Origin of the sequence: Amycolatopsis sp. cmx-4-61, assembly GCF_046548775.1 — a bacterium.
Taxonomy (GTDB): domain Bacteria; phylum Actinomycetota; class Actinomycetes; order Mycobacteriales; family Pseudonocardiaceae; genus Amycolatopsis.
The window spans coordinates 29,614-53,861 of the sequence record NZ_JAEBEI010000025.1 but is presented as its reverse complement, the minus strand read 5'-3'; the positions used below and the strand labels follow the sequence as shown (position 1 = coordinate 53,861).

The window sequence follows — 24,248 nt, the reverse complement described above, 5'->3', positions numbered from 1 at the left end:
CCTTTCCTACCAGCCGAACCGTTCGGAGTGGACGCGGTCGGCGGGGACGCCGGCACGGCGGGCGCTTGCCAGCACCGCCTGGGCCCAGGCGTCGGGGCCGCACACGAAGACGTCGTGCTCGGCGATGTCTGGTACGAGGTGGCGCAGCACCTGTTCGTCGGGGGCAGGGGCGTAGTTCGCCGGGAGCCACGACGGGTGATCGGCGGGGCGGCGGCCGAGCAGGTAGTGGATCCTGATCCCGCGCCGGGCGGCGAGGTCCTCCAGCTCCCGGCGGAACAGTAGCTCCGCAGGACGACGGGCGCGGTGGAAGAGCACGGCTTCGCCGGGGCGGTAGGGCAGCTCTGCGAGCAGGGCGCGCAGCGGCGTGATCCCGATGCCGGAGGCGAACATCGCCAGCTTGCGTCCTTTCCGGACAGTGCCGGTGAGCCGGCCGTACGGGCCTTCGAAGAGGGCGCGGGTGCCGGGCGCGAGAGTGCTCAGCCGGCGGCTGCCGGGGCCGAGGTCCTTGGCGGTGATCCGCAGCCGGTGACCGTCCGGGGCGGCGGAGAGGGAGAAGGGCTTGCCCCTCGTCCACCCGGGTCCAGCGCGGAACCGCCACACGAAGAACTGGCCCGCGGTCACGGGAAGCCGGTCCAGGTGCCGGCCGCGCAGGTACACCGAAACGACTCCGGGGCCTTCGCGCACGACTCGCTCGACGACGAGCCGGTGCCGGGCGTTGAGCCGGACCGGCACGCCGAGCCGGAACACCAGCACCGCTCCCGCCGCCCCGGCATACGCGGTCCACCAGAAAGCGGTCGCCCCCGGTGACGCGGTGAAGTCCGTACCCGTCCACAGCTGGTGCGGCAGCGCGAGCCCGGCACCGAGGTAGGCGTAGAGGTGCAGCAGGTGCCAGGACTCGTAACGCAGGCGGCGCCGCGCCGCGCGCACGGACGTCATGACCACCAGGACCAGCGCCGCGGTGCCCGCGGCGGCGAGAAGCATGCCGGGATAGATGGTCACCAGCAGCCAGACCTCGGCCGGCAGGCCCGTGTGGTCGATCGCGGCGTACCCGAGGCTGATCAGCGCGAGGTGCGCGGCCAGCAGCAGGATCGAGGCGAACCCGGTCAGCCGGTGCCGCCGGGCCAGCTCGTCTTGCCCGTAGCCGCGTTCCACCCAGGGGATCCGCGCCATCAGCAGCAGTTGCAGCAGGAGGAGGTCCGCGGACAGCAGCCCGGTGAGCCGTCCGGCCGAGGTGAGGAACCCGGAGGGGGAGACGAGGTCCTGCAGGCCGCGGCCCGAGACCCACAGCGCGGTCACGAACAGGACGCTCAGCCAGGCCGTCAGCCCCGCGACGTCCCGCCACCACGCGCGGACCGGCCGCGGTAGGACGCGAGGCGGGGCGAGGGTGGTGGACATCGGCGCTCCTGAAAGGTGATCGTCGGGATCCACCCTTCCGGAGGCCGGTTAGCCGTCGACGTGACGAGGGTGAGAAATCGGTAAGAGAAGATCGGTTCCGACGGTGAAGCCGACCACGGCGCCGCCGCCGGGGCGGGGCTCGGCGAACACCGTGCCGCCGTGGGCGACGGCGATCTCCCGCACGATGGCCAGCCCGAGACCCGAGCCGGGCAGGCCGCGGGCGGCGTCCGCGCGGTGGAACCGGTCGAACACCCGCCCCGCGTCCTCCTCGCCGATGCCGGGACCGCGGTCGAGCACCTGCACCCGGCCGTCGCGCGCGACGACTTCGATCGGCCCGGCGGTGTCGAACTTGACGGCGTTCTCCAGCAGGTTGGCCACCGCGCGCTCGAGCGCCTTCGCCTGCCCGGTGACCGCGGACGCGTCGACGTCGGCCGTGATCGTGCGGCCGGTCCGCCGCCGGACCCGGTCGGCGGCGCGCTCGACGATTTCGCCCAGGTCGACGGGCGTGGGCTCTTCGGCTTCGTACCGGCGGGTGGCGAGTTCGACGAGTTCGTCGATCAGGTGGGTCAGCTCGCGGGTTTCGCCGTCGACGTCGTCGAGCAGCCGGGCGCGGCTGTCCGGGCTGAGCTCGGCGAACCGGCGCAGGACGCTGGCGTTGGTGCGCAGGCTGGTCAGCGGGGTCCGCAGTTCGTGCGCGGCGTCCTGGACCAGGCGTTCCTGGTCGGCGCGGGCGTCGGCCAGCCGGCCGAGCATCCGGTCGAACGACGTCGCGAGCCGCCCGACCTCGTCCCGGCCGCCGGCCGGGACCGAAATGCCTGCCAGGCCACCGTCGCCCACCTGTTCGGTGGCCTGGGTCAGCCGGACCAGGCGGCGAGTGATCTGCCGGGCCAGCAGCCAGCCGGCCAGCGCCGCCGCGACCAGGACGAGCGCGCTGACCCCCTTGATGCGGGCGGCCAGGCCGCTCAGCACGTGGCGGGACTCGTCGACGTCGACGCCGAGCTGGACGGCCCCGCGGCCGGGCCCGAGCGCCACGGTGATCACCCGGTAGTCGTCGGGGGAAGCCGTCAGGTCCTGGTAGCGGTGGGTCCCGAGGGGGCCGGACGCGGCCAGCGCGCGGTCGGCGTCGTCGACCGCCAACCGGACCGGGCGGCCGCCGATCGGCCGGACGGCGCCGTCCGGCGCGATCGCCTGCGCCACCATCGGCTGGGCCTCGTCGTGGTCGTCGTCGTCCGGGCCGCGCAGGACCGGGTTCGACGCCAGCACCTGCGTCGCCCCGGCCGCGACTTCCGCGGACGTCGTCAGGAGTGACCGGTCGAGTTCGGCGCTGATCCGCTCCGAGGCCGCCTGGTAGCTGAACACCCCGACCAGGATCGCCGCCGCGGCGCCGACCCCGGCGAAGGCGATCGCGAGCTTGCTGCGCAGGTTCACGCCGGCCGCACCGAGTAGCCGACGCCGCGCACGGTGTGGATCAGCTCCGCCGCGCCGGCCTGCTCCAGCTTGCGCCGCAGGTAGCCGATGTAGACGGCGAGGTTCTTGGAGTCCGCGCCGAACTCGTAGCCCCAGATGCGCTGGTAGATCGTGGCCCGGTCGAGGACGATCCCGGCGTTGCGGACCAGGAGCTCCAGCAGGTCGAATTCGGTCTTGGACAGGCTGATCTCGGTGCCCCGCCACCAGACCCGCCGCGCGGCGGGGTCGACGGCGAGTTCGCCGAGCCGCAGCGTCCGCGGGGTCGCCGAGCCGGAGTCGGGGGAGGTGCGGCGCAGCAGCGCCCGCAGCCGGGCCAGCAGTTCGTCGAGTTCGAACGGCTTGGGCAGGTAATCGTCGGCGCCGGCGTCGAGCCCGGCCACCCGATCAGGTGTCTCGACCCGGGCGGTGAGCATGAGGATGGGCGTCTGATCGCCTTCGGCGCGCAGGACGCGGCACACGCCGAGCCCGTCGACGCCGGGCATCATGACGTCGATGACGAGCACGTCGAAATCGCTTTGGCGGGCGGTGGCCAGAGCGCTCACCCCGTCAGTCACCTCGGTGACGTGGTAACCCTCGAGGTCGAGAGCGCGCACCAGGGATTCGCGGATCGCGCGGTCGTCGTCGGCGAGCAGGACACGGTGCGGCATGCCGCCATCATGCCTGCAGGCATGGCCGCGTCGTACTGGGTCGGGAGTGGCGGTTCGGGTGGGTGGAGTGGACGCCGGCATTGGGTCGCGGCGTTCGACGCGTGCTGGCCGATCTTCCGATCATCGTGCTGGTGCGGATGCGCTCGGCCCGGGTCCTGCATCGCTCGGTCCCGCCGCAGCCGCCCGGCACCATGGGCAAGCACCGCCACCACGGTGACGAGTTCGCTTTCGGCGCCCCAGCCACCTGGGGACAACCCGATACCGTCACCGACACCACGACCCGCAACACCTAGCGCTTCGGAAGATGACGTCGGTCATCTTCGCCGTGGATGCGAGCGCGGCGACGGAGCGTGCAGGCCCGGGCGGCACCCGCCGCGTTAGCCGAACCATACGGCCGCACTGAGCCTGCGGCGCCACCGTGACATCGAAGCCGGTTATGGCGCGCACACTCGCTTCACCGTGGCCACCACCTTCGAGGCGGCCACGGTCGCGGTGACCGGACCTGGACTTGTCGAGTACTGCGCGGCTGCAGGAACGGCTGGAGGAGGAAGTGACGCTGCGGCCCGCCGCACTCATTGTCGACCTCGGCGCGGTCGGTTTCTGCTCCTCCGGCGGCCTCTCGGTGCTGGTCGACGTTGTCACGGGTGCCCATGCTCAGGGGATCCCGTGCGCGGTCATCGCCGGCGGACGCGCCGTGGTCCGCCCGATCAAACTGCTGCTCCTCGACCGCGTCCTGCCGATCCACGCCGACCGCGCCAACGCCGAAGAGCGGCTATCGCTGGTAGCGCGGCTGCGCTGACTGACTGCAGCGCCAGGCCGTGCCCGCCGAGCTGATCAGCCGGACGAAGGGGGCGCCAGCTGTCACCACTGCGGGTGCTCCAGGACCTTGGGCAGCACGAAATTGCCCACCCACGACAGCGCGGGCTACGCGGTTACGCCCGGGCGTAACCGCATAGCCGCGCGAGAGCCTCGTCCAACGAGACGCTGCCGCGCTCGGCGAGCACTCCGTCGCCCATTCGATCGATCATCAGGCGGCTGGTCAGCGCGGTCTGCAGCTGTCCGGTGAGCCGGTCGCCGCGTTCGATGCTCCGCTGCTGCAAGATGCCGATTGTGGCGAGATCCGCCAGGGCCTGCCCGAGCACGAGCTGGCGTTGATTCCACCGTCGCTCGTACGGGGCGCGCCGACTGTGGTGAGGTTGGCCGAGTTGTTCACCATCATCGGACCGCCGTCACAAGAGGCGGATCGACGTCTCGCCTGACGGTTGCCCGGGTGAGCGGTCAGCAAAGGGCGGTGCCGAGGTCCGCGGGATGAGGTTTCCCCGGCCAGGTCGCGCGCGACATCGGAGAGCTGGTGCTGTCGCTGGTGGGCGTACTCGCGCAGCCGGGTGAACGCGTCGTGCATGTCCAGACCGCCGTACTCGGCCAGCACACCCTTGGCCTGCTCGACGACGACGCGGTGGTGGAGTGTCGCTTGCAGCTGTTCGGCGAGGAGCTCGCCGCGGTCGGCGGCCCGGTGGTGCAGCATGCCGATCGTCGCGACGTCCGCGAGCGCCTGCGCGACCGCGATGGTGTCGGCGTCGAGCGCGATGGGTCCGTGGTTGAGCAGGGTCAGCGCCCCGATGGTCGCACGTGGGTTTCGTGGTCCGGTTCAGAAGTGCGTCGTCGGCCCGGGGGGCGTGGCCTCGGCCTTGGCCCCGCGGGAGCGGTGCCAGGCGATCAGCTGGTTCACCGTGAGGGCACCGGCCAGCAGCAGCATCCCGATCCGCAAGCCGTACTTCTGGGGCGCGAGGAACCAGCTAGTCGCGGACGCCCCCAACAGCAGCGCCACGACCAGCCACGGCCACCACGACCGGCTGGAAGCCTGCTCGCTCGGTACGGCCTTGCCACGATCATGAGCGGACATTCTCACCCTCCACGAAAGGACTTGGTTGACCATGGCCACGACCGCGGTGGTGATCACGGCCGCGCGCATCAGCACGCCGGTCTGTCGCCCGGCATCCGCCGTGGCTGCGCACCACCCGTGGTTCCTGACGGCGACTTCCAGTGCGGCCGGGGTGGTCGACCGCGCCTGGCCGGCTCAGCGGGAGCACATGCATGTGCGGGGCGACACCCCGGCTACACCACACCTCCGCCAGCCCATGCGTGCACGCTGCGATACCGCCTGCATCGTCTGCGTGATCGACGGTACGGGTCTACGCGTACGCGGGCTGCGTCCATTCGGGTACAGGAGCGGAGGCTGTCGTTCTGAGAACTGAGCGCGGTGAACGACCCCGATCGCTGCGCGGGCTCTTCGTCACGTTCGAGGGGATGGTCGAACTGCTCGGTGATCCCGACCTGGCACTCGACGCCGGAGGTGGCGGACACCTCGTCGAGCAACAGTTCGGCGAGGGGGTTCTTTGCCGCCGAAGTAGCCGGCCGCGCCGGTGGTGGGGACGGCGGCGATGCCGGGAGGACGACCTCGACGCCGACCGCGTGCTGTTCGATCGCCGCGGCGACCGGCTCGAACAGCCGCGCGTCGCGGTCGGGGTCGTGCTGGTGCACGACCAGGCCGGGGCAGCGGGATTGGGCGTCGCGGCGACGCATCCCGCGCCCGACACCGCCGCGGCGCGCGACGTGACTGCGCGCCTCGGCCTGCTCACGCTCGCGGCCTTCACGACCCGCCGCCTCCTGCCACGCCGACCGCGGAACTGCCGCCCCGCGCCGGCGGGCGAGGGTCGATTCGGGCCCCCGCCGACCGAGACTACGGCGAGACCCGGCAGCCCGGGGATCGCGAGGGGCCCATGAGTGGCGAGGCACCGCGGCTGCTGGTCGTATGGCGCCCGGACTGGCCGGTCGTAGCCGCCGGCGCCGTGGCCGGCACGCCGTCATTGGCACCGGCGGCGGTGTTCTCGGCGAACCGGGTCATGGCCTGCTCCACCGCCGCGGAGACAGCCCTTGTCGTGCTGTCACGATCACCTCTCCAGCACTAAGTGCCCGCACTGGAGACACCAGCACGGGAAGCCGCAGGCGCACTCCGGAGTATCGAACCTTGTTCGCATGGTTCAGGTGGGGGACAGGCCGCGCTGCGTGACCCGGCCTCGCCCGGGCGGCCCCGGCTGGTCCGGCCGCAGCGGCTCCAGGTCGGCGGGCGCCGCAGCGAAGGCCACCTTTGGGTGCTGGCGCCCCGGCGACAGCCGGGACCTCGTTCAGCGCACCAGCCCGGCCAGCGCCGACGGTGCGACCGCCGTGCGGCCCGTGGTGTGCTGGTAACGGCGCACGATGTCGCGGCACCGGGACCGGCACCCCACCCGGCGCTCGACCTGCAGCAGCCGGTTGCGCCGCGGCGGCGGGTAGGCCGCGGCGAGCTGGACCAGGAGATCCCGACGATCTACGCCGGCGGTACGCATCACCCAGTCGGCACCGGGATCGAGCGCGACGAGCGCCAGGGCGACGTGTTCGACGCGGTGCCGGCGTTCCCGGCGGGCGAGGACGAGCCGCAGTGACGCGGCGTACGCCGCTTGGACGTCCAGGCCGATCGGTGGGGATGCCCTGGCGCACCGGCGCCGAGCCTTTCCCGCTCCCAGCGGGAACAGGGGCCACTTGGCCGGTGGCCGGTCCGCCAGCTCGGCCGGCAGTGGGCCGAGGTCGCTGCCCAGCATCGTCAGTGCCTCTTGGTCGGCGGCCACGCCGGCGCCGTCCGGGGCCGCCTGCCGAACCGCTTGCCCGATCCCGGTGAGTTCGGTCAGGGGCCCCTCCGTCAGGGCCAGCAGCAGGTGTTCGCTGCCGACCCGGGCGTGCCCGAACTCTCGCGCCAGCTCTCTGCACGGCGGAACGCCTGACCGACCGCCGGATGGTCCCCTTTGAACATCAGCCCTCCCCGCCGCGGTGCTTGCGGTGCACGGTCTGCTTGGTGACGCCGAGCCGGTCGGCGATGTCCTGCCACGATCAGCCGGCTCGTCGCGCCGCTGCCACCTGCTCGGTTTCCAGCTGCTCGGCCAAGCGCCGCAACCGCGCGACCGCCCGCAACGCGATGTCCGGGTCGGTGCTGCGCACGGTGTGCTCGAGACCGGTCAACAGGATCACGATGTCGGCATATGCTGACACTCTCAGCTCGTCAACATAAGCTGACGAACCGCCGGTCCGGCGCGCCTGGCAAGCCCTTCAGCGGATCTCGGCGGCCATGCCGCTCATCCGCGTCGACGTTCGCCGGCGCCAAACACCCTGCGCAAGCCCGCACGGCTGCGGCCCGCTGAACCGCCCCACAACAGCAGCCCGGGGCCACCGGAGAACGACCCTGGCGAGAAATCGTTGAATCATGGCAATCCAACCGGTTCCGCTGATCTGTCGGGCAGCTAGCCGTCGCCAGCACAGGGCCCCGGCGGCGCCGAAGAGCGCGGTGGGCAGGCGGTTCCAGCCGATGCCGGTGCGGATGACGTACAGGATGCCTTCCAGTGCGGCGCGGTCGTCGGCACGCTTGCGGCCGGGATAGCGGAAACGCCGTGGGTGCAACGGAAGGGGTGGCTCGAGCCGCTTCCACAGCTGGTCGGTCAGGACCTCCTCACGCATACCAGGATTCTGGAAAGCCTCGCAGCCCACGCAAAGACGACACGCCGACTCATTCTGAACTGATCCTTAAGGGCGTGCGCGAACAACAAGCACGGTTCGCGCTAAACCGGGCGACTGAACTACAGGTACGCAGCGACGTCGAGGGTGCCGCCGCCTTGCTTCGCGAGGCGATCGGCCTTGACGATCCTATCTTCGCTCAACGAGCAACAGTGATGTTGTCAAGTCTTCGGACGCCGTAGCGGGCAAGCCTCGTGCGGAGTGATCAGCCCGGAGCAGCTCGGTCGAACTTGCAGCTTCAGGCACGGCGGTTGGTCAAGGGAAGACGTAGCCGGTCCAGACGCCGTCGCGATGCTCGAAGTCGGCCCGCGCGGTGAACGCGACCTGCGCGACCGCACGCGCAACGCGTCTGGTGGCGAAGCGCGGGATGAGGTGGGCCGCAGGGCCGTGCGGGAGTTGCACCACGCTGCGACGATCAGCCGCCGCGGATGGCTGCCGGAGTGCCGTCGTGGGTGATGGGGGAGGACCCCGGCCTGGTCGCGCAGCGCGGGTTCTCCCCGGACCGCGCCGCGCCGCTGCGGCCGCAGCGGCGCCCACGTCTGGGAACAGGTCGGCTACGTCCGGCGGCTCGACCAGCTGGCCGCGGACATCGCGGAGCTGGCCGAGCAGTCACCGGTGACAGGGGAAGCGTCAGGACTCACTTGCCGGACTCGCGGGCGTGTAAAAGTTGATGAGGTTGCCGTCAGGGTCGCGGAACAGCATGGAGCGGTTCCCCCACGGCTGGTCGGTCGGTTCCTGCACCCAGTCGCTGACGCAATCCTGCAGGCGCCTGCGCTCCGCGTCCACGTCGTCTACCTCGAATTCCAAGATGGCGGAGTGGTTGGCAGCCGGTGTCGCCGCGCCGGCGTTGTATCGGTTGACGCCGGCGACACTGACAAGAGCGAGGGTGCTGCCCTCGGTCTGCAGCTCGGCGTAGTCGGCGCCCCCGAAGGGGAAGATCGGGTCGGTTTTGGTGATCGTTCGGTAGAAACTGGTCAAAGTGGACGGGTTCTCGGTGACGATGCGGACTGACGCCAACTTCATGGCGGGACCCTTCGCTGGTGACGGGAGGCGGGCATTGCGCCTCTCGACCGTATCAGTACGGTACGGTACCGTGCTGATACCCGATCGAGGAAGGTGGGATCGAACGCATTGACCGCATCGAGCTCTGGAACTTCCGTCGATCGGAGAGTGCAACGGTCGAAGGCGGCCGTACTGGCGCGGGCTCACGAACTGTTGTCCGAGGGTGGTATCGGGGGAGTCAGCATCGATGAAGTCTCTCGGCGCTCGGGGGTGTCGAAGACGACCATCTATCGGCACTGGCCCTCGCGCGCGGCGTTGCTGCTCGAGGCGTGCTCGACCATCGGAACCGCGCCACAGCCTCCCGACACCGGCGGCCTCGCCGGCGATCTCACCGCTTTGGCCGGCCAGCTTGCCGAACAACTGCGGACCGCCCGATGGGCGGCCGTTCTGCCGTCAATCATCGATGCGGCAGAGCGCGAGCCAGAGCTTGCCCAGCTGCATGCCGCACTCCACGCCCAGCTAATGACCCCGTTCGCTGTGGTGGTCGAGCGCGCGCGGGCAAGAGGCCAGTTGCTGCCGGATCGGGAGCCGGCTGACGTGGCGGCCTCGGTCGCCGGCCCGTTGTTCTACCGTCGATGGTTTTCTCGCGAGCCTCTCGACGAGTTGTTCGTGAAGCGCGTCGTCCGGGACGCGATCGAGGATGCTCGCGGTTGAGAAGGGGAGCACGGCTTGCCTTGCTCGTTCAGGGAGTGCAACAGGCCTAACGCTCGCTCGGTGGCCGGCCCTGACGCGATTCGGGGCGGTGGGTTGCCGCGATGGCTGTGGCTCGCCGTGGGCAGTGGCCGGCCAACTGGTCCGTTTCGTCAGCTCGTTCGGTGTGCAATTTCCGCAGTGCGGTGGGTAGAGATTTCCGATTGCGTCCTCTTGTGTGGTTTTTCCGAGTTTTGCGCGATGTCCCGGTCCTCAACTGAAGCATCCTGACCAACTTTGCCCGTAACATCAAGGTAAGGGCCATTGGTTGGTCGACGTGTCACACTTCGTGGAGGATGTGGTGCAGGTCGTCGACGAAGGGTCAAGAGATGGATGCCGGCTCGCGTGGTATTGCGGCTCATCGATCACGGTGGAGCCGTCGGGTGAGGGGCGCGGTGATTCTCGCGTCCACTCTGGTGGTTGCCGCCGGATCCAGATTGGTTTTTGAGTTCAGTAACACAATGATGTCTCATGTTGCGCTTGTGGGGGCATGGCTGATGTTGATGCTTGGCGTCGCCTATGCCGGAGTTCGCATCGATCCCCGTGTTGGAGGTGCCATGCTGGCGGGATTCGGCATCGGTACCATGCTGGTCCTGTTGTTTGCCGGAATGCAAATAATGTCCTGAGGGCGCCGCGTCGAATGACCGTGCTGGGTAGGAGACATCGAGTCTGTGGCGAGAGCGATGCCGCGTTTATACTGGCGCGCGGCCTCCAGGGCGGCCGATGTCACAAGTTGTCGCCAGTCGTGGAGAGCGCCCTCACACCGTGCTAGAAGGATGGATCACCACCCCGTCGTAGGCTGCGACGGACGGCGACGCCGCAACGCGTTGGGCCAGCGCCTGGAGCGGTCCGCAGTGGCTGCAGGTCGACCTGGGCAACCGGCAGTCCTTCGAGTACGTCCAGCTGGTCTGGGAGGCCGCGTCGTAAAGGCCTACGAGATCCGGGTCAGCGATCACGGAGCGAACTGGCGTGCGGTGTACTCGACGACGTCCGGCGACGGCGGCACCGACGACATCGCGGTCTCGGCCACGGCGCGGTACGTACGCGTCAACGCCACCCAGCGCGGCACGGCATACGGGGTATTCGCTGTACGAGTTCGGCGTCTATCACAGATGAGTTGCAGGAGAGGCGGCATTGCCGAACTTCCGTTCGGTCATCCAAGAGGTTGATTGTCCGGCGGACCCGCACTCGCGGGTTCGCCGGTTCAATCGTCGTCGGCTTCAGTCACCGGGACAGTGTGAATCCGGGATCTCGCCAGCGTAGATCCGTAGGGACGATAGTTTGCTTTCGTAGCTTGTCCCAAACCCGTCGAGGCGCACTTGGGGCTCATGTGGGCTGTCTCATCAGCCGACTCTGAGCGCCTGGCCCCGGGACAGCCGCTAGACCTGCCGCGTCTGGTCGTGGTCTTGAGTCCTCGGCCACGCCGGCGACGTTGACTGGAGCCACAAATCATGATCTGTGTCGGTGGCGCTGTGTTGAACGCCAATACGGGCAAAACAGTTGCCGACGTTCGGGAACCTTCGCCGGTTTCGCCCCGACTGGTGGGGTGGGGGAACGACTGCTGAAAGACATCCCAGGAGCTTGAAATGTCAAGCCGCGACATTCTCGGCGTGATGCGACCAGGCGGTCGTCTCGTCGTAGAGGGTGCCGGTTTTGAGGCAGCCGTGCAGGATGCCGACGAGCCGGTTGGCCAGTTGGCGCAGGGCGGCGTTGTGCCCGGCTCCTCGGGCGCGTTGCCTGTCGTAGTAGGCCCGTGCGCCGGGCGAGGCTTTGAGCGCGGCGAACGCCTGGGACATCAGCGCGTCGATCAGCCGGTCGTTGTGGACGAACCGGGCCAGGGCGACCTTCTTCTTGCCCGACGCGCGGGTGATCGGCGAGGTGCCCGCGTAGTTCTTGCGGGCCTTCGCGGTGGCATAGCGGTGCGGGTCGTCCCCGAACTCGGCGAGCACCCGGGCGCCGAGCACCGCTCCCAGCCCTGGCTGGGAGGCAATGATATCAGCGGCCGGGTGCTGGCCAAAATGGGTCTCCACCTGCCCTTGCAAGGTCTTGACCTGAGTGTTGAGCGTGGACAGGACCGCGATCAGCGCCTGGACCGAGGCGGCGTAGGCCTCCGCCACGATCTCGGGCTGGCCCAAGTGCTCGGCCCGCAGCGCGGCCTGGACAGCCGCCGCTTTCTCCGCGATGTTCTTGCGGCGCGCGCGTTTCAGCGCACCACTGATCTGGGCGGTCGTCAGCCGGGCGGCCCGCGCCGGGGTGGGGGCCTTGGCCAGCAGTTCCAAGGTGTCGGCGGCGTCGAGATCCTCGAACGCGACGAGCGCGGCCGGGAAGTAGTCGAGCAGCGCGTGCCGCAGCCGCTGGGTGTGACGGGTCCGTTCCCAGACCATCGTCTTGTGGACGCGGGCCAGGACCTTGACCGCGTCGGCGGTGGGGCTGTCCCCGGCGATCTGCCGCAGCTCGTGGGAGTGGGTGCGGGCCATATCCGCCAGCACGTGCGCGTCCCCGGCGTCGCTCTTGGCTCCCGACACCCCCAGGCGGTCGCGGAACCTGGCCGCCTGCAACGGGTTGACCGCCAGCACCGTGTAGCCGGCCGCGACCAGCGCCGCCACCCACGGGCCCCGGTCGGTCTCGATCCCGACCAGCACCTCCACGTCCTCGTCATCGGTCTCACCGAGCTGCTCGCCGATCATCGCGTGCAGCCGGGCCATCCCCGCCACGCCCTCGGGCAGTCGGGCCTTGGCCAGCCGGCGACCCGAGTCGTCCATCAGCTCGACGTCGTGATGATCCTCGGCCCAGTCATCCCCTACATACAGCCGCAACAGCGCTCCCTCTCTCGATCCCGATCACCTGTGCAGCCCGCGGGAGAACCGTCAGCGACCTAATCAAGCAGTGCTTCCCGCCACGAACACACGGGGCACGACATCCCAGCAGCGATCAACTCTCCCGGCCTACCGGGCGGGGGCACGGTCTTTCAGCAGGACTCAGCAGTCCAGGACAAAAAAGTGCTCACCCACCGGTCGGCTACCACCAGGAGTGTGCCGGATGGCCACTCCCAGAACTGATTAGGACTGAGCGATGGAACGCAGGGACTTTCTCCGGATATCTGCTGCGTCGACTGGAGCCGCAGCGCTCGGGATGTTGGGTGTTGGAGGGCGAGTCGCCGCGGCCTCGGCGCGCGCCGGCCCCGTCCGGATGCAGGTCTTGATGTTCGACGGAGTCGAGGAGCAGGACGTGGTCGGCTCGCCCGCCGTGTTCGGCCACGCGGGGCACCACAGCGGGCAGCTCCGCGTGACACTGGTCAGGCCGGGCGCGCCTGGTGAGGGAACCGGCACGTTCAAGAGAAAGTTCGCCGTCCCGGCGTCGTGGAATCCCGACGGTACCGACTTGCTGGTCGTCCCTGGTGGCGGCTATGGCGCCAAGAACGGCCCGGGGGTCAACACGGTGATCAAAGGCAAGGAGGTCTTGCAGGATCTGGTTCGCTCCCACCAGGCCGGGGTGGTGCTCGCCGGAGTCTGCACCGGCGTCATGGTGGTTTCGGCGGCGGGCCTGCCGAGGGACGCCCCTGCACGACCCACCACCTTGCGAAGGCCAACCTCGCTGCTCAGCAGGCTCAGGTGATCGACGCGCGGGTGGTCGACGACGGTGACCTCGTCACCGCCGGCGGGATCACCTCAGGACTCGATCTCGCTCTGTGGCTGGTCACCCATGAGCTCGGTGTCGCCGTCGCAGCGGGAGTCGAATCGGTGCTGGAGTCCGAACAGCGGGGAGTGGTGTGGCGGCGTCACTGATGCTGCCTGCGTTACGAGCTGTTCCAAGACTTGGATGACGAGAACCACATCGTCCTCTTAGAGGAGTGGCGGGGGGATCAAGCGTCTCTTCTCCAGGACCTGGCCAGCGAGCACCTCAGTGCGATGGTCCAGGAGGTCATGCCGATCCTCGTCGACAAGGGCCGCAGAACTCGAGTGGCCCGTGTCGGCTGATCGCCGCGAACAGGGGGTTCGGACCGGTTGCGGGTACTCGTTGACCGGCTGCCCGTGGCCGGATCGCTTCGCCGGGACTCAGGCATGGACGGCTGGTCCACGATGTACGCTCAGCTGCTGGGATGGCAGACCTGGCCTGCTTGAGGCTGCACGAACAGGAGTTGACGTGATCGTTGTCCGCAATCCGCAGGACCGTCCAGCGCCCGAAAGCTACCACCACGGTGTTGAGGTGTCGGGAGCGGTTCGCACGCTCTACATTGCCGGTCAGATCGGGATGGATCAGAACGGCTGGATCCCCGAGGGTGTCGAGGCGCAGGCGCGATTGGTCTTCGCCAACATGAAGGCCGTTCTGGACGAGGCGGGGATGGGCTTCTCCGAGGTGGTGAGGACGACCGTGTTCCTGGTCCGCCCAGTGGATCGTGGGGCCTTCGCGGCTGTTCGTTCGGAAGCCACCGGTGGAGCGAAGAATGCGTCCACACTGGTCTACGTCGCGGGGTTGGCCTTACCGGAGCTGCTGGTCGAGGTTGAAGCGATTGCGGTGAGCGCCGCAGTTCAGTAGTGGCATCGTCTCACGATGAGCCTTTCGATAAATGGCGTGTAGCCGGGTTCTTTCGAGATCCGGCCAGCACGTCTTGGAAGGACCATGAGGGCCCGGTTGCGCCGAGGTAGCTGCCGGTCACCATGGCGCGCGGGCTTCGGCGTCGGCGAGATCGGCCAATGAGGGATCGGATCAAGCGGGGCAACAGCAGGATCGGGGCGCTGCGGGGTGGCCAGGTGCAGGGTCGTGCCCGCCGGTGGCCGCGACCGCGGCGGTTCGGACCATGCCGGGGTCCAGTTGGTCCCAAGCTTCGGGAGTCTAGGATGTGATCGCCGCCGGTGCTTGTTCGCTTGACTTGGGCAATGATGCCGGGCGGGCCCGCCGGGCAGCCATACGACGAGTACTGGTCGGTCATCTCCGTGCGCGGAATCCATTGCGCATCGATCGACGGTCCGAGGGGACGACATTGCGGGCGTGATTCTCAGGTCCCGGTGTCCGACCGCGCGGGCCAGCGCGGCCCCGGTCCCGAACCGAGAGGGGAGCGCAGCCTCGCGCCGTGCAGATCATCGGTGCACCCTCGCCAGGACTACTTTCTGATCCGGCAGTGGGGCTGTCAAGGTGGCGAACCGGAAGTATATCGTCCGGTGGTAGTCACCGCCGGCGGTGTTCGGCTGGCTTTCCGGTCCCAGCGCGGCGGCTCCGTGGAACTTGTTGCCGATCGGTGCGATGCCGTCGAGGAACGAAATTCCGCCGTCCGGGTAGGTGGTCACCGCGTTCTGAGGGGCGGGTCCCTCCGCCGGGGTGAACAGCCGCAGGAACAGTCCTTCTTCCTCGGCGACCATGGTGATGTCGCCTTCTCCGGTGTTCAGCACGGCCCAGTACGTTCGGGCGTGGTAGCCCTTGAATTCCGGGTACTGGAAGCCGCTCGCTCCGGTGGCGGTGTTGTTGTACGGCTTGTTCCAGACGTCGAGGTGTACGCCGCGCAGGCGGTTCTTGTAGACCCGGTACGGCCCGTCGCCGAGCCAGGTGAGGCTGCGCACGCTCGCCTCGGGGTAGTCGAAGTTCACGCCCAGGTAGTCGTGGTTGCCGGTGCGGTGGTAGCGGTACTCCATCCGCAGCCAGCCGTTGGCATCCAGGCGCCAGCGCACAGACGTCAGATCGCCGGAGTAGTCCGCTTGCACTACCCAACCGGTGCCGTCGCGGAAGTGGCTGAGACCGGTGAGGGTGGCCGAACCTCCGGCCGGTGCGGGGCCGTTGGTCAGCGGCACGGGCGAACCGCTGCGGAGTACCCGGGTCAATCGCCCGCTGGTCTTGCTGATGGTGACCCGGGTGTCCCCGGCGACGAGGGTCACGTCACCGGCGGTTTCGGTCGCCGCGACGCTTCCCGTGGTCGCCGGCCCCACGAGCCGCGCGGCGTAGTCGGCTGCCTTGCGGATGCGCCAGGTCCAGGTGGTGACGACCCGACCGGTCGGATCGGTCACGCTCAGCTGCAGGGCGTCGGCGCCGGTCCAGTCGGGTGGCAGGCTGAGCGCCAGGGTTCCGGTGGCCCCGGGGGCGACGTCCGGGCCGCCGACCTGGGCCTCGGCCACGACCCCGTGCCCAGTGCCACCGCCCGGCCCGGCGAAGGCAAGCAACTGCCAGGTGAAGCGGCACAGGCGCAGGTTCGTGAAGTCGTACTTGTTGACGAGCTTCACCGTCTTGTCGAACGAGGCGGGGAAGACCGAGTCGTAGTACGCGGGGCTGGCGAGCTGGACCGGCGACCAGATATCCTTGATCGTGAAGAAGCTGCCTTCCTTCTCGCGGTAGGGACCGAGGATGCCGTCGGGGGCCCGGTTGCCGTTGGTGTCAAGGGCTCCGCCGCGGTCATCGCGTGCGACGCTTTCGTCGACGAGTGCCCAGATGAATCCGCCCGCGGAGCGTTGGGCACCGCCCATGAGCTTCCAGTAGTCGTTCAGGCCAGCCCCCGCGCCGCCGTCGTAAAGCCCGTGCAGGAACTCGGTCGGCATGAAGATCGTGCCGCCGGCGGCTTTGCTCGCGGTGCTGCTGTAGGTCTGGTAGTGACTCGTGTCGACGCCACTGAACGTCGTCCACGGGTGCAGCACCGCCCGGTGCTGCGGGTCGTGCTGTCCGAAGTCGTCGTCCAGCGCGGTGTTCCAGCCGCCTTCGTTGCCGTTGTCCCAGAACAGGATCGACGGGTGGTTGACGTCGCGCTCGACCAGGGCCTTGACCAGCGGCGCGCCGACACCCTCGTCGTAGCGGTGCTGCCAGCCGGTCAGCTCGTCCAGGACGTAGAGCCCGAGCTCGTCGCAGAGATCCAGGAAGAACGCGTCCGGCGGGTAGTGCGACATCCGGACGGCGTTCATGTTCATGTCTTTCATCAGCCCGATGTCCAGCCGGGCCAGGCGGGGGCTGGAAGCTCGGCCCGAGCTCGGCCAGAAGGTGTGCCGGTTGGCTCCCTTGAGAACGATCCGCCGGCCGTTGACGTAGACGCCGTCGCCGGCCCGGACCTCGATCGTGCGGAAGCCGAACCGCTCGACGGTGCTGTGCAGCGAAACCCCGGCGGCGTTCGCGAGCGTCAGTTCGACCTGGTGCAGGTTCGGCGTTTCGGCCGTCCACAGCCGTGGCTGGGCTGCGGTGGTGGTGAGGGTCGCGCCGGTGGCTCCACTCGCCACGGCGACCGAAAATGCTTGGCCGAAAGCGGTGCCGTCGAGCTGACGCAGCTGCGCCGTCAGCCGGGCAGGCGCCGTCACCCCGGCGAGCGTGACGCGGGCGGCGAAGGTCCCGTCCGCGCGGGCGTCGACCGCGACCCGGTCGATCCAGGTGGCCGGGTACGCCTCCAGCGACACCGGCCGGAAGAGGCCGCCGAAGTTCCAGAAGTCGCCGCGGCGTTCGGCGTCGTTCACCGAGTTGTCCGCCGACTCCTTGCTGACGGTCACTTCGAGCAGGGTCGGTTCGCCGAGCTTCAGCAGCGCAGTTACGTCGTACCGGAAACGGTAGAAACCGCCGCGATGCGCCGGCCCGGCCGAAGCGCCGTTGACCCGGACCTCGGCGTCGGTCATGGCGGCTTCGAAAACCAGGAACATCCGGCGTCCGGACCACGACGCCGGTGGGGTGAACCGGTGGCGGTAGTTGCCCTTTTCGGCCGGGACGAGATCGCCGCCGTAGTGGTAGCTGCCGAAGCCGTGGAACTCCCAGTTCGACGGCGTGGGGATGGTGCTCCACACCCCGGCGCGACGGCCCGCGGTGACCTGGAAGTCCCAGTCGACCGAGTGGTCGGCGTCAGCACCTGTGAGGAGCACGGTCTCGGTTACCGGACCGGCGAGCGCCGCGCCGGCGGTGGAGACGCCGAGCCGGGACAACCCGGCGGTGGCCGCCCCCACCGTTCCGATCACCAGAAGCTTGCGACGATCGATGTCCACCGGTCCTCCAGTGGTCGGGGGAGACGAGCCTCGTCGACGGGCGGATTTTTCTCCGCGACGGCAGGCGAACATCGCCCAAGCTACGTCATCTAATATATGAGACACCATACAGCAATATGTCGGTGGTGTGAACCACCCATCGCTCGCGGCCTGCCGGGACATGTGCTGGCCTGACGACGACGCTCCGATCGCCGGCTTCGGCGCTTGCGGCGCATTCCCTGCATGGCAACCGAATCGCTGCTTTCCTGGATGTGGTGCAACAGTCGTGCGAGCCGGTGGGGTGCTGCAACCCGATGACGCTCTGGCCGATCACCGCCGGGATCGCTGACGACGACACGGCCGCCGCACTGGTGGACGTCCGGGCGCGGCACCGACGCAGCGGCGCAATCGTGGCTCACGAGAGCAGGGCGATGCGAATCCTCCAGGTTCGTCGGAGGCGAGGGCAGCTGCGATCGCCTGACGGATGGGCTAAAGTACCGACGTTGTATCTTGATCGATACGTGTGTCTGCGTCAACCCGATGTTGTCTAGCTGTCTACTTCAGTCGCGGAGCTGTCGCCGCTGCTACCTGGGGTGATGGGCACCGGCCGGACGCAGGCGCCGTCGAGCTTTCACTGGCATTTCGATCTTTTCCTGTCTGACAACCACTTAGGGCTGGGCGCCGCCAGTCGATGCTGCGGCCGACCCGTGCCGCGACATCGGTCCGTTGCTGAATCTGCAACAGGGAGACTAAATCCTGTCCGGCTGTGGAAAGTTGTCTGTTGGTGAAGGGTTGACAGCGAAACAAACACAACCGCACACTGGTGACCATCTTCCCGGCGGTGCACGGTCGCTCCTCTGGTCGAGCGGACCTTCTGCCGTCTCCTCACGGCGAAGGATGGTTCTATGCATCGCTTGGCACGACTTACCCCCTGCTCTGGCGTCGCTCGCGGTCGGTGTCGACCCGACTGAGGCCGCTACGCCTAAGCGACCGGACGTTCGACGGATCGGCGATCTCAGCGCCGACTACGTCAATTCGCGGCTGCTCGCCTGAGACGATCCAAGTAGGACATCCGCAGCCACGAGCGAGGACGGCGGCGTGCCGACCCAAAAGCATGATGAACCGACTCTCCAATCCCCCCGCAGCAAGGAGCAACGCGTGTTCGGTCATGGTCAACACCTTCGACGGCCGCGGCGGCCGACGTTCCTGATCGCCGCTTTCGCCGCGGTCGCAGCACTGGCCGCCACCGCGCCGGCCGGCTTCGACGTCGCATCCGCGGCCACCGGTACCCCGATAACCGGTACGGCCTCCGGTCGCTGTCTGGACGTCATCGGCCAGAGCACGGCATCCGGAGCCGGCATCAACATCTACGACTGCAACGGCAACGCCAATCAGGCGTGGACCTTCACCTCTGGCGGCGAACTGCGGGTCTACGACAGCCCGATGTGCCTGGACGTGGCCGGTCAGAGCACCACCGCCGGCGCCAAGCTGCAGATCTACGCCTGCAACGGGGGCGCCAACCAGCAATGGAAAATCAACGGCAACGGCACCATCACCGGAGTGCAGTCCGGGCTGTGCCTGGATGTGGTCGGCGCGGGCACGGCGAACAGCACCCTGGTGGACCTGTGGACCTGCAACGGCGGCGCCAACCAGCAGTGGAAGACCACCGCGAGCGACACCCAGCCGCCTACGGTTCCGGGCAACGCCCGGATCAGCAACCTGGCGTGCGACTCCGTGACGTTCGCCTGGAACGCCGCCAGTGACAACGTCGGCGTGGCCTTCTACGACGTCTACCACGACGGCCAGCTCATGAAATCGGTCAGCGGCGGCACCCTGTCCACGAGCCTGACCGTAATTCCCGGAGTCACCTGGGGCCTCTACGTCAACGCCCGTGACGCCGCGGGGAACGTCTCGCAGGCGAGTTCGACAGTGTCGGTCACGCCACCGCAATGCCAGGCCGACACCCAGCCGCCGACCGCACCGGGGTCGCTCACCGGAACCGTCTCCGGCACCACGGTCACCTTGAGGTGGTCGGCTTCCACCGACAACGTCGCTGTCAAGTTCTACGACATCTACCGCGGTACCACCAGGGCGGGCACGGTGACCGCCAACGGGACGACCCCGCCGGCCACGACGTTCACCGACAGCGGCCTCGCCGCGAACACGGCGTACACGTACTACGTGGTAGCGCGTGACGCGCAGGCCAACGTGTCGGCGCGCAGCAACACCGTGTCCCTCACCACCGGTTCCGCGTGCGGCAACCCGGTGTGCGCGGTCACGCAGATCGCCACGGATACCGACATCCCGTGGGGCCTGGTCACGCTGCCCGACGGCACCATCTTGTACACCCGCCGCGATGCCCAGAACATCATCCACCTCAACCCCGCCACCGGCGCGAAGACCGACGTGGGCACCGTCCCCAACGTGCAGAGCACCGATGGTGAGGGTGGTTTGACCGGTCTGGCCATCTCTTCCACCTACGCCAGCGATCACTGGCTCTACATCATGCACACCTCACCGACCGACAACCGGATCGTGCGCATCAGGCTGACCAACGACAGGCTCGACACCAGCACCGAACAGGTCCTGCTCAGCGGAATCCTGCGCAACAAGTTCCACGACGGCGGCCGGCTGCGTTTCGGTCCCGACGGCAAGCTCTACGCCTCCACCGGCGACGCCCAGAACGGCGACAACGCGCAGAACAGGAACAGCCTCAACGGCAAGGTCCTGCGCCTGAACCCCGACGGTACCGTTCCGTCGGACAATCCGTTCGGCAACGCCGTGTGGAGCTACGGTCACCGCAACCCGCAGGGCCTGGCGTTCGACTCCCAGGGCCGGTTGTGGGAGCAGGAGTTCGGCAACGGCATCATGGACGAGACGAACCTCATCACCAAGGGCGGCAACTACGGCTGGCCGGCCTGTGAAGGCACCTCCGGAAGCTGCGGCACCGCCGGGTTCATCGCACCCAAGCGGACCTACCCCACGGCGGACGGCTCCTGCTCCGGCATCGCCATCGTCCGCGACGTGCTCTACGTCGCCTGCGAACGTGGAACCCGCATGTACCGCGAAGTGATCAGCGGAAGCGACCTGACCAACGTGCAGGTCTACTTCAACGGCACCTACGGCCGGCTGCGCACCGTCGAGCCCGCTCCCGACGGCGGCTTGTGGCTGACCACGAGCAACAACGGCGACAAGGACAGCACCCCCAACAACAGCAACGAGAGAATCTTCCACGTCGCGCTCGGCTGAGAGCCCGCGACAGATCAGCGGCGCTCGTCGAGACCCCTGCACGACACCGGCTCCGCCGCCGCGGCGACAACACACCATCATCGCCGCGGCGGCCGAGCCGGCCAAGTTCCCCACAAAGAGGTGAGGACGCATGAAGCGCACCAGCACTCTGTCAGGCGTCGTCGTTGCGGTGGTCACCAGCCTGTTCGGGGCGACCGCCGCGCACGCCGGCAGCCCGCCCGGCCCGGCATCGAGCGCCGCGGCCGCCGTGTTCAACGTCAGGGACTACGGGGCCGTGGGCGACGGCCACGTCAATGACAGCCCCGCCATCGCCAAGGCCATCACCGCCGCGAATTCCGCAGGCGGTGGCACGGTGGAGTTCCCCGCCGGCACCTACAAGTCCAAGAACACCGTCCACCTCAGAAGCAACGTGACAATTCAGCTCGACGCCGGATCCACCGTCCTGGGCTCGGTGGCCGACACCTACGACGCGGCCGAACCCAACCCGAACGACAGGTACCAGGACTACGGACACAGCCACTTCCGCGACGCCATGTTCTACGGCGACAACGTGACCAACATCGGTTTCACCGGCTCCGGCGCCATCGACGGCGGGGGGTTCCTGGTCACTGCCACCAGGGATCCGGGCGCAGGCGAAGCCGACAAGATCATCTCGTTGACCCGCTGCAAGAACCTGACCCTTAGCGGCATCACCCTGCGCCGCGGCGGCCACTTCGCCGCACTGATCAACGGCTGCGACCACGTCGTCTCCGACCACCTCACCATCGACACCGCCGGCGACCAGGACGGCTGGAACATCATCTCCACCACCAACGTCACCGTTACCCACGCGAACATCTCCGCCAACGACGACGCATTGGCCTTCAAGAGCGACTACGCCCTCGGCGCCAAGCTCCCCAATGGACACGTCACGGTGACCGACTCGACGCTCTCGGCTCGGTGCTGCAACGCGCTGATGTTCGGCTCCGAAACCTGCGGCGACTTCGCCGACTACCAGTTCCAGGGCATCGAGATCACCGGCGCCGGCAAATCCGGCCTCGGCATGGTTTCCATGGACGGCGCCACCATCTCCGACGTCCACTACCGCGACATCACCATGGCCGGCGTCCACTCGCCGATCTTCCAGAAGATCGGCACCAGAAAGCGTTGCGGCAACAACCCCGGTATCGGCCACATCAGCAACATCACCTACGACAACATCACCGCGACCGGCAGCAACCCCAGCGTCACCCCGACCCTGTGGGGCGAGTCCGGCGGCAATCACATCAGCGGAGTGACCTTCACCAACGTCGACATCACCGTCCCCGGCGGCAGCGCGGCCATCGCCACCACGCCGCCCAGCGCCAACGCCACCGGCTACGACCCCACCAGCATCGGCACCCGGCCAGCATACGGCTGGTACCTCCACAACGCCGACAACATCCGTTTCCACGGCTCCTCGGTGAGGTTCGCGTCCAACGACAGCCGTCCCGCGGTGATCGCCTACGGCGGCGGACCCGTGGCCTTCGACCACTTCACGGCACAGCGCGGCAGCGGCAGCGCCTACGACACCGGCTTCCAGAACGTCAACGGCTACTGCGTCGGCACCAGCACGAACACCAGCGGTGGTGCCCTGCGCGTCAACGCCACCGGATCCACGCAGAACTGCGGGCCCGCGTGATTTCCATGGTAGGGCGGCCTCGAGTCGCGCGCATAGGGCATTCGGCAGTCGCCGCGGTGTTGGCTATTGTGCTGATCATCGCCGGCATGACGGTCACGCGAAGTGCCGCACACGCCGCCTCGGCGGAAGCGGTCCCGTTCTCGGTGAACACCGATGCGAGCTTCACCGCGTTGAACAACGCGTTTCTGGTGTCCAGCGGTACTCAGCGGTACTACAAGGAATCTCTCGGCAACCCGGAAAAGGACTACTTCTGGCGTCAGGCGCTGGACATCCAAGCGGCCGAGGACGTGTACACGAGCACCGGGCGCGCGACGACCCGAGAGCTTGTCGGCAGTCTTCTCGACACGTTCCTGCAGCAAAACCACGGCAGCGGCGGTCTCTACGACTGGAACTGGAACGAGTACAACGATGACCTGCTGTGGGCGGGGTTGGCCTTCGCCCGCGGTTACAAGATCACCGGAAACCGGAGTTACCTCACTCAGGCGCAGTACGCCTTCAATCGAGTGTACGACCGTGGATGGGACACCGCCCTCGGCGGCGGAATCTGGTGGAGTGTCGACAAGGCGGAGAAGAGTGCGCTGAGCAACAGCCCGGCGGTCATCCTGGGCTGCCTCATCTACGAGGCGACCGCGGATCGCGGCTACCTCGACAAGGCTCGGGCCGTCTACGACTGGACCTGGTCGAGGCTGCTCGACAGGTCCACCGGCGGCGTGCACGAGAACATGCAGGCGAACGGCAGTCTCGCCGCCGGCGAGACGGTGTACTCCGCCGGCGCGTTCGTTGGCGCAGCGCAGGCCATCTACCGCAGCTACCGAGGACAATCCGTCTTCGACGACGCCAAACGCACGACCGACTGGGTCATTCGGGAACGTACCGTCAACGGCATCATGACGAACGGGACACGTGAAGGAACCTGGCAGTCGGAGTTCGCTCGAGGAATGGGTGAATTCGTCCGCGAGAACAACCTGTGGTCCCAGTACTACGATTTCATGAAGCGCAATTCCGACGCGGCGTGGAACATGCGTCGCACCGACCTGAACCTCACCTGGAACCGATGGGACGCGCGGACGCCGCAGGACGACACGCGCGCGGTCGAAGCCATCGGTGCGGTGATCATGCAGGCCGTCACACCGACCGTCATGCCGACCGGTAATTCGATCGTGAGTGCCTGGAACAGCAAGTGCATCGACGTGCCGAATTCGAACTACAGCACTGGTCAGCGGATGGCCGACTGGGCTTGCACCAGTGGCGCGAATCAGCAATGGAACTCCGTGGGCGGTACGTTCCGAACACAGAACGACATGTGCATGGATGTGGCCGGGGGATCCACCGCCGACGGAGCAGCCATTCAGATCTCCGGGTGCACGTCGGGCAACGGGGCACAGCAGTTCGTGCTCAACGCGAACGGCGACCTGGTCAACCCGCAGTCGAACAAGTGCGTCGACATCACGGGCTGGAATGAGAGTGATGGAGCGGTGCTGAGTCTCTGGGCGTGCAACGGCGGCGCCAACCAGAAGTGGCGCCGCGGCTGAATCCGGGTCACCTCCGCACCGCCCGATCGCA

Annotated in this window: 24 protein-coding genes and 2 pseudogenes; 13 read left to right on the top strand and 13 right to left on the bottom strand. The window is 68.2% G+C overall.

Annotated features, from left to right (window positions below; genetic code table 11):
* Positions 1–6 precede the first annotated feature (6 nt).
* Genes ACLJOU_RS41425 through ACLJOU_RS41415 form a run of 3 tightly spaced genes read right to left on the bottom strand, consistent with a single transcriptional unit; the run spans position 7 to position 3,509 of the window.
* Complete coding sequence (locus ACLJOU_RS41425) at positions 7–1,395, bottom strand: ferric reductase-like transmembrane domain-containing protein (protein WP_410574748.1); 1,389 nt, start codon at positions 1,393–1,395, stop codon at positions 7–9.
* A 48-nt stretch (positions 1,396–1,443) separates the two neighbouring features.
* The gene (locus ACLJOU_RS41420) at positions 1,444–2,823 is read right to left on the bottom strand and encodes an ATP-binding protein (protein WP_410574747.1); all 1,380 of its coding nucleotides are present in this window, start codon (positions 2,821–2,823) and stop codon (positions 1,444–1,446) included.
* Positions 2,820–3,509: a response regulator transcription factor gene (locus ACLJOU_RS41415; RefSeq protein ID WP_410574746.1), complete on the bottom strand. Its 690-nt coding sequence runs from the start codon at positions 3,507–3,509 to the stop codon at positions 2,820–2,822. Before ACLJOU_RS41415 ends, ACLJOU_RS41420 begins: the two co-directional genes overlap by 4 nt.
* 62 nt (positions 3,510–3,571) lie before the next feature.
* Between ACLJOU_RS41415 and ACLJOU_RS41410 the strand changes: the two genes are divergently transcribed.
* Positions 3,572–3,802, top strand: coding sequence for a transposase (locus tag ACLJOU_RS41410; protein ID WP_410574745.1), 231 nt, complete (start codon positions 3,572–3,574; stop codon positions 3,800–3,802).
* 257 nt (positions 3,803–4,059) lie between these two features.
* On the top strand, positions 4,060–4,308 hold the full coding sequence (locus ACLJOU_RS41405; protein ID WP_410574744.1) for an STAS domain-containing protein: 249 nt from the start codon (positions 4,060–4,062) through the stop codon (positions 4,306–4,308).
* 133 nt (positions 4,309–4,441) lie between these two features.
* Here the strand turns inward: ACLJOU_RS41405 and ACLJOU_RS41400 are convergent, their stop codons facing one another.
* The 3 genes from ACLJOU_RS41400 to ACLJOU_RS41390 all read right to left on the bottom strand — a co-directional run bounded on the left by ACLJOU_RS41400 (position 4,442) and on the right by ACLJOU_RS41390 (position 5,412).
* Positions 4,442–4,609 (bottom strand): hypothetical protein, encoded by a 168-nt coding sequence (locus ACLJOU_RS41400; protein WP_410574814.1) that lies wholly within the window; start codon positions 4,607–4,609, stop codon positions 4,442–4,444.
* Positions 4,549–5,034 (bottom strand): ANTAR domain-containing protein, encoded by a 486-nt coding sequence (locus tag ACLJOU_RS41395; RefSeq protein WP_410574743.1) that lies wholly within the window; start codon positions 5,032–5,034, stop codon positions 4,549–4,551. Before ACLJOU_RS41395 ends, ACLJOU_RS41400 begins: the two co-directional genes overlap by 61 nt.
* Before the next feature lie 123 nt (positions 5,035–5,157).
* Positions 5,158–5,412: a hypothetical protein gene (locus tag ACLJOU_RS41390; protein WP_410574742.1), complete on the bottom strand. Its 255-nt coding sequence runs from the start codon at positions 5,410–5,412 to the stop codon at positions 5,158–5,160.
* 404 nt (positions 5,413–5,816) lie between these two features.
* On the opposite strand from ACLJOU_RS41390, the gene ACLJOU_RS41385 reads away from it, so the two are divergent.
* Positions 5,817–6,293, top strand: a complete 477-nt coding sequence (locus ACLJOU_RS41385) for a hypothetical protein (protein ID WP_410574741.1) — start codon at positions 5,817–5,819, stop codon at positions 6,291–6,293.
* A 401-nt stretch (positions 6,294–6,694) separates the two neighbouring features.
* On the opposite strand, the gene ACLJOU_RS41380 is transcribed toward ACLJOU_RS41385, so the two are convergent.
* The 5 genes and pseudogenes from ACLJOU_RS41380 to ACLJOU_RS41360 all read right to left on the bottom strand — a co-directional run bounded on the left by ACLJOU_RS41380 (position 6,695) and on the right by ACLJOU_RS41360 (position 9,134).
* Positions 6,695–7,174 carry a peptidase gene (locus ACLJOU_RS41380; RefSeq protein WP_410574740.1) on the bottom strand — a complete coding sequence of 160 codons (480 nt, stop codon included), beginning with the start codon at positions 7,172–7,174 and terminating at the stop codon, positions 6,695–6,697.
* A gap of 181 nt (positions 7,175–7,355) precedes the next feature.
* Positions 7,356–7,565 (bottom strand): annotated as a pseudogene (locus ACLJOU_RS41375) (helix-turn-helix domain-containing protein).
* Between the two features lie 84 nt (positions 7,566–7,649).
* Positions 7,650–8,054 carry a transposase gene (locus ACLJOU_RS41370; protein ID WP_410574739.1) on the bottom strand — a complete coding sequence of 135 codons (405 nt, stop codon included), beginning with the start codon at positions 8,052–8,054 and terminating at the stop codon, positions 7,650–7,652.
* A gap of 312 nt (positions 8,055–8,366) precedes the next feature.
* On the bottom strand, positions 8,367–8,516 hold the full coding sequence (locus ACLJOU_RS41365) for a hypothetical protein (RefSeq protein WP_410574738.1): 150 nt from the start codon (positions 8,514–8,516) through the stop codon (positions 8,367–8,369).
* A 225-nt stretch (positions 8,517–8,741) separates the two neighbouring features.
* The gene (locus ACLJOU_RS41360) at positions 8,742–9,134 is read right to left on the bottom strand and encodes a VOC family protein (RefSeq protein WP_410574737.1); all 393 of its coding nucleotides are present in this window, start codon (positions 9,132–9,134) and stop codon (positions 8,742–8,744) included.
* 93 nt (positions 9,135–9,227) lie between these two features.
* Between ACLJOU_RS41360 and ACLJOU_RS41355 the strand changes: the two genes are divergently transcribed.
* The 3 genes and pseudogenes from ACLJOU_RS41355 (at position 9,228) to ACLJOU_RS41345 (ending at position 11,032) form a co-directional block, all read left to right on the top strand.
* Positions 9,228–9,827: a TetR/AcrR family transcriptional regulator gene (locus ACLJOU_RS41355; protein ID WP_410574736.1), complete on the top strand. Its 600-nt coding sequence runs from the start codon at positions 9,228–9,230 to the stop codon at positions 9,825–9,827.
* Between the two features lie 419 nt (positions 9,828–10,246).
* Positions 10,247–10,489: a hypothetical protein gene (locus ACLJOU_RS41350; RefSeq protein ID WP_410574735.1), complete on the top strand. Its 243-nt coding sequence runs from the start codon at positions 10,247–10,249 to the stop codon at positions 10,487–10,489.
* A 232-nt stretch (positions 10,490–10,721) separates the two neighbouring features.
* Positions 10,722–11,032, top strand: a pseudogene (locus tag ACLJOU_RS41345) (discoidin domain-containing protein).
* 420 nt (positions 11,033–11,452) lie between these two features.
* On the opposite strand, the gene ACLJOU_RS41340 reads toward ACLJOU_RS41345, so the two are convergent.
* A complete protein-coding gene (locus ACLJOU_RS41340; RefSeq protein ID WP_410574811.1) occupies positions 11,453–12,673 on the bottom strand; it encodes an IS110 family transposase in 1,221 nt (406 codons plus the stop codon).
* Between the two features lie 391 nt (positions 12,674–13,064).
* Here ACLJOU_RS41340 and ACLJOU_RS41335 point away from each other — a divergent pair, with 391 nt between their 5' ends.
* The 4 genes from ACLJOU_RS41335 to ACLJOU_RS41320 all read left to right on the top strand — a co-directional run bounded on the left by ACLJOU_RS41335 (position 13,065) and on the right by ACLJOU_RS41320 (position 14,399).
* A complete protein-coding gene (locus ACLJOU_RS41335; RefSeq protein ID WP_410574813.1) occupies positions 13,065–13,478 on the top strand; it encodes a hypothetical protein in 414 nt (137 codons plus the stop codon).
* Positions 13,373–13,648, top strand: a complete 276-nt coding sequence (locus tag ACLJOU_RS41330; protein WP_410574810.1) for a DJ-1/PfpI family protein — start codon at positions 13,373–13,375, stop codon at positions 13,646–13,648. The genes ACLJOU_RS41335 and ACLJOU_RS41330 overlap by 106 nt, the downstream gene beginning before the upstream one ends.
* Positions 13,649–13,654: 6 nt before the next feature.
* Complete coding sequence (locus ACLJOU_RS41325; RefSeq protein WP_410574809.1) at positions 13,655–13,840, top strand: putative quinol monooxygenase; 186 nt, start codon at positions 13,655–13,657, stop codon at positions 13,838–13,840.
* Positions 13,841–14,006: 166 nt separating this feature from the next.
* A complete protein-coding gene (locus tag ACLJOU_RS41320) occupies positions 14,007–14,399 on the top strand; it encodes a RidA family protein (protein ID WP_410574734.1) in 393 nt (130 codons plus the stop codon).
* Positions 14,400–14,941: 542 nt separating this feature from the next.
* On the opposite strand, the gene ACLJOU_RS41315 is transcribed toward ACLJOU_RS41320, so the two are convergent.
* Entirely contained in the window at positions 14,942–17,797 is a 2,856-nt protein-coding gene (locus tag ACLJOU_RS41315) for a glycoside hydrolase family 2 TIM barrel-domain containing protein (RefSeq protein ID WP_410574733.1), read from the bottom strand.
* 1,137 nt (positions 17,798–18,934) lie between these two features.
* On the opposite strand from ACLJOU_RS41315, the gene ACLJOU_RS41310 reads away from it, so the two are divergent.
* The 3 genes from ACLJOU_RS41310 (at position 18,935) to ACLJOU_RS41300 (ending at position 24,217) form a co-directional block, all read left to right on the top strand.
* Positions 18,935–21,025: a PQQ-dependent sugar dehydrogenase gene (locus tag ACLJOU_RS41310; RefSeq protein ID WP_410574732.1), complete on the top strand. Its 2,091-nt coding sequence runs from the start codon at positions 18,935–18,937 to the stop codon at positions 21,023–21,025.
* A gap of 130 nt (positions 21,026–21,155) precedes the next feature.
* Positions 21,156–22,685, top strand: coding sequence for a glycoside hydrolase family 28 protein (locus ACLJOU_RS41305; protein WP_410574731.1), 1,530 nt, complete (start codon positions 21,156–21,158; stop codon positions 22,683–22,685).
* 68 nt (positions 22,686–22,753) lie between these two features.
* Positions 22,754–24,217: a glycoside hydrolase family 76 protein gene (locus ACLJOU_RS41300; protein WP_410574730.1), complete on the top strand. Its 1,464-nt coding sequence runs from the start codon at positions 22,754–22,756 to the stop codon at positions 24,215–24,217.
* Positions 24,218–24,248: the final 31 nt, after the last annotated feature.

Bases quoted from the DNA above. Each gene is read 5' to 3' on its own strand.
- ACLJOU_RS41370 (WP_410574739.1), bottom strand. From the start codon at position 8,054: ATGCGTGAGGAGGTCCTGACCGACCAGCTGTGGAAGCGGCTCGAGCCA.
- ACLJOU_RS41385 (WP_410574741.1), top strand. From the start codon at position 5,817: ATGGTCGAACTGCTCGGTGATCCCGACCTGGCACTCGACGCCGGAGGT.
- ACLJOU_RS41305 (WP_410574731.1), top strand. From the start codon at position 21,156: ATGAAGCGCACCAGCACTCTGTCAGGCGTCGTCGTTGCGGTGGTCACC.
- ACLJOU_RS41425 (WP_410574748.1), bottom strand. From the start codon at position 1,395: ATGTCCACCACCCTCGCCCCGCCTCGCGTCCTACCGCGGCCGGTCCGC.
- ACLJOU_RS41360 (WP_410574737.1), bottom strand. From the start codon at position 9,134: ATGAAGTTGGCGTCAGTCCGCATCGTCACCGAGAACCCGTCCACTTTG.
- ACLJOU_RS41395 (WP_410574743.1), bottom strand. From the start codon at position 5,034: ATGCTGCACCACCGGGCCGCCGACCGCGGCGAGCTCCTCGCCGAACAG.
- ACLJOU_RS41335 (WP_410574813.1), top strand. From the start codon at position 13,065: ATGTTCGACGGAGTCGAGGAGCAGGACGTGGTCGGCTCGCCCGCCGTG.
- ACLJOU_RS41415 (WP_410574746.1), bottom strand. From the start codon at position 3,509: ATGCCGCACCGTGTCCTGCTCGCCGACGACGACCGCGCGATCCGCGAA.
- ACLJOU_RS41390 (WP_410574742.1), bottom strand. From the start codon at position 5,412: ATGTCCGCTCATGATCGTGGCAAGGCCGTACCGAGCGAGCAGGCTTCC.